At 52.1% G+C, this 12058-nt stretch carries 12 protein-coding genes; 8 read left to right on the top strand and 4 right to left on the bottom strand.

From position 1 onward, the window contains the following. Positions 1-372 precede the first annotated feature (372 nt). Positions 373-1467, top strand: coding sequence for a VCBS repeat-containing protein (locus H8L32_RS18785; protein ID WP_186948804.1), 1095 nt, complete (start codon positions 373-375; stop codon positions 1465-1467). Positions 1468-1549: 82 nt separating this feature from the next. Here the strand turns inward: H8L32_RS18785 and H8L32_RS18780 are convergent, their stop codons facing one another. Next, positions 1550-3313: a methyl-accepting chemotaxis protein gene (locus H8L32_RS18780; RefSeq protein WP_186948803.1), complete on the bottom strand. Its 1764-nt coding sequence runs from the start codon at positions 3311-3313 to the stop codon at positions 1550-1552. Positions 3314-3555: 242 nt separating this feature from the next. On the opposite strand from H8L32_RS18780, the gene H8L32_RS18775 reads away from it, so the two are divergent. Continuing rightward, positions 3556-4542, top strand: coding sequence for a fumarylacetoacetate hydrolase family protein (locus H8L32_RS18775; RefSeq protein WP_186948802.1), 987 nt, complete (start codon positions 3556-3558; stop codon positions 4540-4542). 59 nt (positions 4543-4601) lie between these two features. Beyond that, positions 4602-5768 (top strand): ABC transporter substrate-binding protein, encoded by a 1167-nt coding sequence (locus tag H8L32_RS18770; RefSeq protein WP_186948801.1) that lies wholly within the window; start codon positions 4602-4604, stop codon positions 5766-5768. Positions 5769-5786: 18 nt separating this feature from the next. On the opposite strand, the gene H8L32_RS18765 is transcribed toward H8L32_RS18770, so the two are convergent. Both H8L32_RS18765 and H8L32_RS18760 read right to left on the bottom strand, forming a co-directional pair. Continuing rightward, positions 5787-7508: a patatin-like phospholipase family protein gene (locus tag H8L32_RS18765; RefSeq protein ID WP_186948800.1), complete on the bottom strand. Its 1722-nt coding sequence runs from the start codon at positions 7506-7508 to the stop codon at positions 5787-5789. Between the two features lie 69 nt (positions 7509-7577). Beyond that, complete coding sequence (locus H8L32_RS18760) at positions 7578-8003, bottom strand: patatin-like phospholipase family protein (protein ID WP_186948799.1); 426 nt, start codon at positions 8001-8003, stop codon at positions 7578-7580. 333 nt (positions 8004-8336) lie between these two features. On the opposite strand from H8L32_RS18760, the gene H8L32_RS18755 reads away from it, so the two are divergent. The 4 genes from H8L32_RS18755 to H8L32_RS18740 all read left to right on the top strand — a co-directional run bounded on the left by H8L32_RS18755 (position 8337) and on the right by H8L32_RS18740 (position 11091). Next, positions 8337-9278 carry a CysB family HTH-type transcriptional regulator gene (locus H8L32_RS18755; RefSeq protein ID WP_186948798.1) on the top strand — a complete coding sequence of 314 codons (942 nt, stop codon included), beginning with the start codon at positions 8337-8339 and terminating at the stop codon, positions 9276-9278. Beyond that, on the top strand, positions 9275-10078 hold the full coding sequence (locus tag H8L32_RS18750; protein ID WP_186948797.1) for an HAD family hydrolase: 804 nt from the start codon (positions 9275-9277) through the stop codon (positions 10076-10078). Before H8L32_RS18755 ends, H8L32_RS18750 begins: the two co-directional genes overlap by 4 nt. Beyond that, positions 10071-10724 carry a class I SAM-dependent methyltransferase gene (locus H8L32_RS18745; protein WP_186948796.1) on the top strand — a complete coding sequence of 218 codons (654 nt, stop codon included), beginning with the start codon at positions 10071-10073 and terminating at the stop codon, positions 10722-10724. Before H8L32_RS18750 ends, H8L32_RS18745 begins: the two co-directional genes overlap by 8 nt. 70 nt (positions 10725-10794) lie before the next feature. Next, positions 10795-11091 carry an SCP2 sterol-binding domain-containing protein gene (locus tag H8L32_RS18740; protein WP_186948795.1) on the top strand — a complete coding sequence of 99 codons (297 nt, stop codon included), beginning with the start codon at positions 10795-10797 and terminating at the stop codon, positions 11089-11091. A 181-nt stretch (positions 11092-11272) separates the two neighbouring features. Here the strand turns inward: H8L32_RS18740 and H8L32_RS18735 are convergent, their stop codons facing one another. After that, on the bottom strand, positions 11273-11611 hold the full coding sequence (locus H8L32_RS18735; protein WP_186948794.1) for a hypothetical protein: 339 nt from the start codon (positions 11609-11611) through the stop codon (positions 11273-11275). Between the two features lie 123 nt (positions 11612-11734). On the opposite strand from H8L32_RS18735, the gene H8L32_RS18730 reads away from it, so the two are divergent. After that, a complete protein-coding gene (locus H8L32_RS18730) occupies positions 11735-12058 on the top strand; it encodes a 2Fe-2S iron-sulfur cluster-binding protein (protein WP_186948793.1) in 324 nt (107 codons plus the stop codon).

Below are 12058 nucleotides of genomic sequence, written 5' to 3'. Positions count from 1 at the left end.
TTCTTGTTTGTATTAAGCGCAAATTTATTTTTGAAGTGAGTTCTGGTGCTCCACGGTGCGTTGATAGACCATGCAATATGTCAGAGGTTCCATTCAGTTCATCAACAAAGTCAGTCTTTCTTTGCATTTTTCTATAAAGCTTTTTCAACTTTGACCGTTAGAACATGTGATCACGCACATTTCGTCTGGACGCTCATCAGACCAGGGTTTGCGTGCCCTTAAAACTGGCATCAGGCATGCACGTCATGCGTGGTCGCGTCCCTGCATGGGCTGCGATGGCAAGGTATTGTGGTTTGAAAAGTAGCACAACAAACTGTCATTGCCAGTTCTCGATATTCAATATGTATTTTTAGTGCAAGGCGGGAGCGCATCGTGAAAATTGTTTCCTCTGACATATCCCTGTCATCCAGTCATGTCGCCAGCAGTACACTGGAGACCCAAGAAAAACTGCGTGCCTGGATAGGTGATACGCGTCCCGATTTTGAAGGGCGCAATACGGCTTTACCCGCAAATTTGCAGAATGCGTCCAGCAGTGTGCAGATTTCTGATGCTGCACGTGCCGCCCAGGCGGCACCGGCAAGTTCGACTGCTGAGGCTGATGCAGTACAAAAGGCGACTGACGAGGCCGACAATGACCCACGCATACGTTTGATCAGATACATCATCGAGCTGATGACCGGCAAGAAAATCAATACCTTAAGCAGTGCCGATGTGCAGTCAAGCGCCGCGGCAGGTACAGCCTCGCCAGCCGGCGATACAACGGCAGCAGCACCGGCGCAGCCATCAGCAGCCGCCAAGGCAGGCTGGGGTGTCGAGGTCGATACGCACGAGTCTTATACCGAAACCGAGCAGACTTCTTTCAAGGCCAGCGGAAAAATCGTCACAGCCGACAACAAGGAAATCAGTTTTGATCTGTCTTTCGAACTAAACCGCAGTTATCACGAAGAAAGCGATACCCACATCCGTCTTGGTGATGCCAAAAAAGTGGATCCCCTGGTCATCAATTTTGCCGGCAATTCTGCTCAGTTGACATCACAGAAATTTGCCTTTGATCTGAATGGTGACGGCACCAAAGAAAATATCTCCTTTGTCCAGGGCGCGGGTTTTCTGGCGCTGGATAAAAACAATGACGGCAAGATCAATAATGGATCTGAATTATTTGGGCCTGGCACCGGCAATGGTTTTGCTGAGCTGGCGGCTTACGACAGCGACGGCAATCACTGGATAGATGAAAATGATGCGATCTACCAGAAGCTGAAAGTATGGACCAAGGACAGTGCCGGTCATGACCAGTTGCAAACACTGAAACAGGCGAATGTCGGCGCCCTGTATCTGGGCAATGCCAGTACCCAGTTTTCTCTGAACAATGCGCAAAATAAATCGGATGGACAAATCCGTTCTTCCGGCGTGTGGTTGAGTGAAGATGGCAAGGCGCATAGTCTGCAGCAAGTGGATTTGTCGGTGTAGAGAATATCAGTGATGTGAATGGTTAAACTGAAGACAGCTCCGGATTAGGGAGCTGTTTTTCTATCTGCGATCTGGATATTGTTTAGAATTCTTCCCAGTCTGAATTTGCGCCCGTAGCCGGTTTTTCCATGGAAGATTGTTTTAGCGCAGGTTTGACTGAAGCGGTGGACCTGGCTATCGTTTGGCCCGATTTTGACTGTGCTTGGACAGGCCTGGCAGCGGTGTGCGAGTTGTTGATAGTGCTGATAGTGTTGGTAGTGCGGATAGTGTTGATACTAAGCGGCACCGTGGCTTTTTGGGTAACATCCAGTTTGAATACACTGACGGCCTGTGCCAGTGCGCCGGCCTGTTCCTGCATGCTTTCGGCCGCAGCCGATGCCTGTTCAACCAGTGCGGCGTTTTGTGTCGTCATTTCATCCATGTGGGAAATGGCGAGATTGACTTGCTCTATGCCTGCACTTTGTTCCTGGCTGGCAGCAGTGATTTCACTCATGATGTCGGCCACATGCTTGATGGAGGTCACAATCTCATCCATGGTCATGCCGGCCTCATCGACCAGCTTGTTACCGAGGTTGACCTTTTCTACCGAGTCATCGATCAGGGTCTTGATTTCTTTGGCAGCACTGGCGCTACGCTGCGCCAGGTTCCTGACTTCGGCGGCCACAACGGCAAAGCCGCGTCCCTGTTCACCGGCACGTGCTGCTTCGACAGCGGCATTCAGGGCCAGGATATTGGTCTGGAAGGCAATACTGTCGATCACACCGATAATATCGACAATCTTGCCCGAACTATCCTTGATCGAACCCATGGTGTTGACTACCTGGCCAACGATATGGCCGCCCTTGGTTGCCACTTCAGATGCCGATATCGCCAGTTGATTGGCCTGACGGGCATTGTCCGCATTTTGTTTGACGGTTGATGTCAGTTCTTCCATCGATGACGCGGTTTCTTCCAGCGAGCTGGCCTGCGATTCGGTGCGGCCAGACAGGTCGGCATTGCCGGAGGCGATTTCGCTGGAGGCGGTGGAAATCATTTCGGTGCTGTTGTGTACCTGGCTGATGGTCATCACCAGGCTATTGTTCATGTCGGCCAGGGCACTCAGCAATTGCCCGGTTTCATCGCGGGAACGGACTTCTATCTTGCCTGTCAGGTCTCCATTGGCGACCCGGGTTGCGACCTTGACGGCAGCATCCAGCGGTCCGGTAATTGAACGTGCAATCCAGGTGGCAACGGCAGCGCTGAGGATGAGGGCGATGATGCCCAGGATGACCATCAGGTTGCGCGAGAACATGATGATGTTCTTGATTTCTTCGCCATTCGCTGCCATGTCGGATTTTTTGATGTCGCTCAGGGCCTGGATGTCGGTCAGCGATTGTTTCAGGGCAGGAAAGGTGATCTTGCCCATCATTGCCACGGCTTCGTCTTTTTGATCAAGCTCTATCAGATCGCCGGTCTTGCTGAAGGCCGTGACAAACGCTGCATTGGAAGCCACCAGTTTGTCAACGGCATCTTTCTCTTTCGGGGTTTGTGCCAGCTTCTTGAGTATGTCCAGCAAGGCCGTGATTTTCTTTTTATTGGCGTCGATGCTGCCATATTGCTGGGTGCGTGCGTTTTGATCCGGTGTGATGAACAATTCCAGCGTGCGGCTACCGTTTTCCTGGATGATGGCAGAAATTTCCAGAGCACTGGTGACGCCAACGGCATCGTTTTCCAGTATCTGCTTATTGCGCGTAGCAATTTCATTAAGCCTGACGACGCTGATACTGACCATTAACAGCATGGTCAGCAGGGTGAGGCCAAAACCAAAACTGAGGCGTACCCTGATCTTGAGATTGCTGAAATTCATGATAGTGATTCCTATATAAAACAATGAGTTAGGAAACTACGGAGCAATTCTGGCTGCTGGCTTCAGTGGTTTATCCGGTTTTATGGATGGAACGGCACTGAAGATGGCGCATTCGAGCATACCAAAACTGGCCTGTAGCGCCAGCTAAATGTGTGATTAGTCGTATGGCATGTCGGTTTCCTGACAGTTTCCGGTTTTTGATCATGTAAAATCGGGAATATGTGGATAAAAACAGAGGATTTATGAAGCTTGCAACACTTAAGGATGGTTCGCGCGATGGTCAGTTGCTGGTGGTATCCCGCGATTTGAAGACAGCCTGCATTGCCGATGGCATGGCACCGACCTTGCAGCGGGCGCTGGATGACTGGAATTTCATGGCACCCCAGCTGGATGAACTGTATGCACGCCTGAACGGCGGGCGGGCTGCCAACAGCTTTGATTTTGATGCCAGCAAGTGCATGGCACCGCTGCCGCGTGCTTTTCAGTGGGCAGACGGCTCTTCCTACGTCAATCATGTCGAACTGGTGCGCAAGGCCAGAAGCGCCGACATGCCTGACAGTTTTTGGCATGACCCGCTGATGTACCAGGGTGGCAGCGATGATTTTATCGGGCCACAGGATGATATCGTCATGGCCTCGGAAGAATGGGGTATCGATTTCGAAAGTGAAATCGCGGTGATCACCGGTGATGTACCCATGGGTGTCAAGGTGCAGAACGCTGCCGAACATATACGCCTGCTGATGCTGGTGAATGATGTGTCGTTGCGCAATCTGATACCGGCAGAGCTGGCCAAGGGTTTTGGCTTTTTCCAGTCCAAGCCAGCCTCCAGTTTTTCCCCGGTAGCGGTGACGCCGGATGAACTGGGCGATGCCTGGAAAGAGGGTAAAGTGCATCTGCCCTTGCGTTCCAGCCTCAATAACATGCTGGTCGGGCAGCCGAATGCAGGCGTGGACATGGTGTTTTCTTTCCCGCAACTTATTACCCATTTGTGCAAGACCAGAAATGCCCGTGCCGGCACCATCGTCGGGTCCGGTACGGTATCCAACAAGGACGCCGCCAAGGGCTATAGCTGTATCGCAGAAAAACGTGCGCTGGAAATGATCGCCGTCGGCGAGCCGGTCACGCCTTACATGAAATTTGGTGACAGCATCAAGATAGAGATGCTGGATAAAAATGGCAAATCGATTTTCGGTGCGATAGAACAAAGCGTGGTTGAGCAACACGGCTGAGCTGCCATTTCAATTGCTGATATCAAGATACGGCCCGACCTTTTTTAGTGGAGTAGTGTATGTCGCCTGTTTTTTCCTGCAGTTTGCGTGCTGCCGTGCTGGCCGCCATGAGCATGGCCTGTCTGTCCGCCACGGCCCAGATCAAGGTGGGTATTAATCTGTCGACGACGGGCCCGGCTGCTGCCATCGGGTCGTCGTCCAAAAACGCCATTTTGCTGTGGCCAAAAGAAATCGCAGGCAAGAAGGTTGAATACATTTTGCTGGATGATGCCACTGACCCGGGCAATGCAGTCAAGAATGTCAGGAAACTGATCGCAGAAGAAAAAGTCGATATCATCATCGGCCCCAATACCACGCCGAATGCCCTGGCCTTGCTGGATGTGGTAGCTGAAAACGAAACACCGCTACTGGCCCTGGCAGCTTCTGCCAGCATTGTCGAACCCATGGATGCGAAGCGTGCCTGGGTATTCAAGATGCCGCAGAATGATACCCATATGACGACTATCCTGACCCAGCACATGGCGGATCACGGCATTAAAACCGTCGCCTTTATCGGGTTTGCCGATGCCTATGGGGAAGGCTGGTGGCGTGAGTTTTCCAAACTGGCGGAACTGCGCCATATCACTATCGTGGCGAATGAGCGCTTTGCCAGGACGGATACCAGCGTCACCGGCCAGGTATTGAAGATGATGTCTGCCAGGCCGGATGCAGTCCTGATCGCAGGATCAGGCACACCCGCCGTATTGCCGCAAAGGACACTGATAGAGCGTGGCTATAAATCACAAATCTATCAGACCCACGGTATCGCCAGTCTGGAATTTTTGAAGCTGGGCGGCAAGGATGTTGAAGGCACGCTTTTTCCTACAGGCCCAGCAGTGGTGGCCCGGCAATTGCCGGAAAAAAATCCGGTCAGGAAAGTCTCAGTTGATTTCGCCCAAAAATATGAAACTGCTTATGGGCCGGGCACTGTAACCCAGTTTGCCGGTGATGCCTGGGGTGCCTATATGCTGATGGCGAATGCGATTCCCCTCGCATTGAAGGTCGCGCAGCCTGGCACCAAAGCTTTCAGGCAGGCTTTACGCAATGCGCTCGAAAATACCAAAGAGCTGGTGGTGCCGCAGGGTGTCATCACGATGAGTCCGACTGACCACGTAGGCCTGGACCAGCGCTCACGCGTCATGGGCAAGATCCAGGCTGGCAAGTTTGTGTATGCCTATGGCGGTTAAACCGCCTGCATCCTGCGTCTATTGCCGTCCCATCTGGAAGAAGACATTCTTGGCACCTGCCGGACCCACTGCAAAGCCCAGATAAATCGGCCCGATGAAGCTGTTGAAACCGGCAAACAGGCTGGCGCTCTTGCGCAGTGAGGCTGTGGAGATTTCACTGCGTTTGTTCCAGACATTGCCGGCTTCCAGTGAAGTGCCAAGGAACAGGCTTTGCCCCGCCAGGTCAAATTTTACAGCGCGCAGCAAGTACGTCAGGCTGCCATACAGCATGTAGTTACCAGTGAACTGATCTGGCTGATAGGCTGACAATTGCTGGAAACCACCCAGGGTAGAACCGATGCCGCGTATTTCGGTATCACTCTGGAATAAACCTGCACCATTCAGTTTCAGGTTGATGCTGTGGTTGTTCCAGCTATTTGCCCAGGTCGTATTGATGCTCAGTTCCTGGTAATTATTGTGTGACCGGTCCGTACCCAAAAAGACATTGCTGTCGAACTTGTATCCATAGCGCGGGAAGCTGGCATCGCTGAGCTGGTCAATCACCAATGCCGCCTTCACGCCCAATTGATGCAGATCGGCGCTGGGCAGGGGCTCTGTTCCCAGGCTGCCATCCGGGTTCAGATACAGAAAACCGCCAATTTTCGGGCGCACACGATAACTGTTGAAGTTCAGGCCCAGTTTGGCCTCGCCCAGTATACCCTGGTCACCCAGTCGCATACCCAGATCCACACCTATCTTGTCACTACGGAAGTTATATTCGGCGACGCGGGTATTGCCGCTATACAGATTCCTGGTGTTTTGGCCGATTTCGGCAAATGGCGACAGATACATGCCCTCACGCTCAAAAAGGGGCTGGCGCAGTTCGGTATGCAGCTTGAGACTGTTACCAAATTCAAGGTCGTTACGCCATTCCAGCCCACCTTCAGTCAGCCAGGGGCGACGATGGCCCACCTGCAGCTTGAAGCCGCCAGTGCCTTCAAATCCACTCGAGAGCGCCAGACCAAAGCGCAGGAAATGTGGGCCCCAGTTACGCCCGTAGGCATTCACACGGATACCATATTCGCCGTCGCGTTCCACTAGTTCATGGTTGATGCTGTCAAAGTCGCGTCCACTGTTCAATATGGACAGCTTGCGGTTGACATCTTCAGCCTTGTACTCTGTGCCCAGGCGTATGTTCAACTGGCGCCGTATATCGCTTTCAGGCACGGCACCATTGGTGGCAACATCGACAAACTGGATATCGATCTTCGGCAATTGCGGGTTCAGGCGGATTTGATGACGTATGGCATACACCTGTGGCGACAGGCTGTAGGCTTGCAGCCTGGATTCCAGCTCGCGTGTGACCTGTTCACCGATGACCACGGCTTCTCTGGAACGGCCAAAATCCATGAAACTGATATTGCCCAGATTGGGTTCTATCAAAATATCATTCGCGTTCAGCAAGGCTTTCTGGGCCTCCACATTTTGTTCAGTGAGAATGTTGACCATTTGCTGGCTGACATTGAACAGGGTCAGCAACTGATCGCGTGGCAATAAGGGAGTGCCGATGTTGACGGCAATAACGATGTCGGCGCCCATCTTGCGGGCAATATCCACCGGCAGGTTCCTGACCAGGCCACCATCTGACAACAGGCGGCCATCAATTTCTATGGGCGCGAAAACGCCAGGTGCTGCCATACTGGCGCGTATGGCCTTGTGCAATGGCCCCTTGCTGAAAATCACCATTTTGCCGGTTTCCATATCTGTGGCAACCGTACGGAAGGGGATGGGCAGGCGGTCAAAATCGATGTCTGGCTGCAGATGCGCAGTCTAGTTCTGCAATAATTCCTGAAACTGGGATGCCTGTACCACACCGGCTGGCAGACGCACGCCATTGGCGCTCAGACCCAGGGTCGCTCCCAGCGGGTATTGTTCATCTTCCTCACGCACGGATTGTGGCAGGTAGCGTCGTTCCACACGGTCCAGGGCAATATCATTGAGCTTCAGGGCATCCAGGCGGCTTTCGATTTCAGTGGCTGACAGGCCGGCAGCATACAGGCCACCGACCACTGCACCCATGCTGGTGCCAGCGATACAGTCGATGGGTATACGCAACTCTTCCAGTACCTTCAATACACCGACATGTGCAAAGCCACGGGCACCGCCACCCGACAGGGCCAGGCATATGCGGGGATTTCTTGGCTGTGGCGGTTGTACAGTCAGGCTTTCTGCATGGACATAATTTGATGTCAACATGCAACTTGTGAAGCTCAAAATTAACAGTAAAAGTGGTTTATACATGTCAGACAGTGTGGAAACATGGAATTCTGGGCTCAGGGTCTATATACTAATGGATGCATATTAAATCATGTTAACCTATGTTTAATTGCATAAGAACCTATTTGTGATCTTAAGCGCGTACGTAATCGGAGTCCATGCGGGGCTCATGTGCTGCTCAAAATGCTCATGTACCAGAGTACATTCCGCTTTTTGTGCTGCGTTTTTGTTACCCTTAACCTCGCTGACGCACGCTCGCTACAGATCGCAAACAGGTTCTGCGAGATTTTTATCGTCCTTACCAAAAGACCTATGAACCTACATCAATTGCGTTTTGTACGTGAAGCTGTGAGACAGAATTTTAATCTGACTGAGGCGGCCAAGGCGCTGTTTACCTCGCAACCAGGTGTTTCCAAGGCAATTATTGAGCTGGAAGAGGAATTGGGGGTCGATATCTTTACCCGTCATGGCAAGCGCATACGCGGCCTGACCGAGCCGGGCAGGGCAGTGCTGAAGTCGGTTGAGCTGGTGATGCAGGAGATTGATGGGCTGAAACGCATAGGCAAGGAATTTGCTGCGCAAGACAGTGGCAGCTTCACCATTGCCACCACCCATACCCAGGCGCGATATGCCTTGCCCAAGGTGGTGCAGGCTTTCATGCAGAAATATCCCAAAGTACGTTTGTCGCTGTTGCAGGGCAATCCCAAGCAGATTGCCGAAATGGTCATGCGTGACCAGGCTGATCTGGCGATTGCCACCGAAGCAATTGCCGGTTTTGACGGCCTGATATCCCTGCCTTGCTATCAGTGGGAGCATGTGGTGGTGGTGCCGCTCGAGCATCCCTTGCTGAAACTGAAAAATGTCACGCTGGAAGAAATTGCCAATTACTCGCTGATCACCTATGATTCGGCCTTTGCCGGACGGACCAAGATCGACCACGCTTTCCATATCCGCAACCTGAAGCCCGATATTTTGCTGGAAGCGATTGATGCCGATGTCATCAAGACCTATGTGGAACTGGGCATGGGCGTGGGCATTATTGCCGGTATGGCATTTGACGCAGAACGTGACCGCAATCTGCGCGCCATTCCTGTCGGCCATCTGTTTGGCATGAATATTTCGCGTGTCGCCATCAAACAGGGCGCGTATCTGCGTAGCTATATCTACACCTTTATTGAATTGCTGAACCCCACCCTTAACCGTAAAATGATAGACAATGTCATGCAGGGTAACAAGGATACCTACGATTTATGAACATGCAGGCCCTGCATACCTGGCCAGCGGCAGAGCGCAGTCAGGTGCGCGGCGTTCTGACCGATATCGATGACACGCTGAGCACGCACGGCAAGCTGACCGTGGCCAGCCTGGATGCACTGGACCGTGCCAGAACTGCGGGTTTAAGACGTATCGCAGTCACCGGCAGGCCGACATACTGGACACTGCCATTATTGAAGTTATGTGATTTTGATGCCGTCATTGCCGAGAATGGTGCCAGCGCCTTCTGGCTGGACGGGCAGGGACGACAGCAGGCACTGTATTATGCCGACGCCGCGACACGTCAGCAGCATCGGCAGCAACTGGAAGCCTTTTCCCATGTCATGCGCCGCCATTTTCCCGCTATCTTGCCGGCAGCAGATGCGCCGCAGCGCATTGGCGACCTGGCTTTTGATATTGCCGAAAACATCCCGGCCATACCCATGACGCAATTGAATGAGGTTGTGGCCCTGATACATGAACATGGCCTGTATGCCACTACCAGCAGCATCCATGCGCATGCCTCTGTGCTGCCGTTTTCCAAGCAGAGCATGAGCCAGCGCTTATTACATGAAGTGTATGGCGTGGACGATGCAGAGGCCCGTCGTACCCATGTGTTTATTGGCGATTCTGCGAATGATGCCAGCATGTTTGCCCATTACCCCCTGTCGGTCGGGGTAGCGAATGTGCGAAAATTCCTGGACCGGTTTGAAGCTCACCCGCGCTATGTCTGTAATGCTGAATATGGTGCCGGTTTTGTCGAGCTGATTGATTTTCTGTTGAAAGATAAAGATGAGTGAAAATACCATGCGCGATTACTATGCGCAAAGAGCGCAGACGCTGGAGAAGATGTATCAGAAGCCTGAACGCCAGCAAGATCTGCGCGAAATCGAAACCCGTGTGCAGGACGTGCTGCAAAACCAGCGCGTGCTGGAACTGGCTTGCGGAACCGGCTACTGGACTGAACGTTATGCTGCCCAGGCAACATCCGTCGCAGCAACTGATTACAACCAAAACATGCTCGACCTGGCGCAAGCGAAATCGTATCCTGATGGCAAGGTGACATTTGCACTGGCTGATCTGTATGAATTGCCCGCCGCCACAGCAGACCAGTATTCAGCCTGCTTCGCCGGATTTTTCTGGTCGCATGTCAAACGGGAAGCGCAGACTGGCTTGCTGGCCCATTTGAGCAAAGTAGCAGGCAAGGGCACAACACTGGTGCTGATCGACAATAATTATGTCGAAGGCAGCAGTACCGTCATCGCCCGTACCGATCTGGAAGGCAATACTTTCCAGCTGCGCAAGCAGGAAGATGGTAGTCGTGTGGAAATTCTCAAGAATTTCCCGACAGACAGTGCGCTGCGCAAAAAATTTGGCCCTGCCGTGCGGGATATCCGCATCTTCAGAAATACCTATTACTGGATGCTGACCTGTGTATTGAAGTGAGTTCTAGTATTGTTCCTCCAAGATTAGCTGTGCTACATTGCAAGTCGTTTAAATTTTTCAGGAGTAATTCATGGACTTGCAAGCATGCACAGAAGCGATACGCGCTAAAGTTGGTGATAACAGCGGTTTGAATGCGACGCTGAAATTTGATTGCGGTAGCGAAGGCGTGGTTTTTGTTGATGCCGTGGCGACACCTAATACCGTCAGCAACGACAATCAGGAAGCCGCCTGCACCATCAGTATTTCCCTGGAAAACCTGGCAGCCTTGCTGACCGGACAACTGAATCCTATGAATGGTTTCATGATGGGCAAACTGAAAGTGTCTGGCGACATGGGTGTGGCCATGCGTTTGCAAACTGTGGTGTAAGATTTATTGACGCAGACTGCGTAAGAACAGCAGTTTCAGCGATCTGTACCAGATCTGGACTATTAAAGCGGCATTTCACTATTGCGCAAGCGATGAGAAATGCCGTTTTCAATTTTCACCTCACGATAAATATGTGCAGAAAACATGTACAGCAAGCATGTAAAAGAAGTCTGCTCTGCCATCACACCAGAGACATAGCCCCCAGTGCCAGCGCCGATGTACCGTCGGGATACAGGGCGTCGTAGCAGCGGGTGCAACTGGTGCATAATAAATGGGATCGCTTGACAAATTTGTAACGCAATATCAATTGCAGTTGCACCCCGCTGCAATAGGGGCAATGTTCACGCATACTGCCTGCCGAAGGCGCATCTTCTGATTGATAGCCTTCCTGTATCATGATTCCTTCTATGACATCTCTGGGATCTAATTGCACCAGGGTAAAATCGGGTGCACGTAAATTACGCCTTTCTGAATAAATATCTTGTTGAACTGGGTTGCGGATAGCACTGGCTGTCGTCATGGTTTGCTCCTGATATGACTTTATGCACCAGCCTCTTCAATCATGATATTGCGTCATGCAAGGCCGGGCAGACTTTCAATCTAGTAAAATTCAGTCTTGAAAACAAGGTGGAAAACGACAAATATGACACTGCCCAAGAACGCATGGACGCTGAGCCTGCAGCCGCATGCATGGACATGTGAAGCTGACGAAGAAACCAGTTTGCTGGAAGCCGCACTGATGGCAGGCGTGCGCTTGCCAAATTCTTGCCGCAACGGGACCTGTCGCACCTGTCTGTGCAAAATGCTGTCTGGCAACATTGCCTATAGCGTGGAATGGCCGGGGCTGAGCCTGGAAGAAAAGCAGGAAGGCTGGATCCTGCCCTGCGTCGCCCAGGCCCGCAGTGATGTCAGCCTGGATGTGCCAGCGGCAGTCAATATCTTTGACGAGACGGCGGTCAGGCTTTAG

The organism is Undibacterium hunanense (assembly GCF_014284335.1).
Lineage (GTDB): Bacteria > Pseudomonadota > Gammaproteobacteria > Burkholderiales > Burkholderiaceae_D > Undibacterium > Undibacterium hunanense.
Note: the sequence above shows the minus strand (reverse complement) of the source record. Positions and strands in the feature narration are given on the sequence as shown.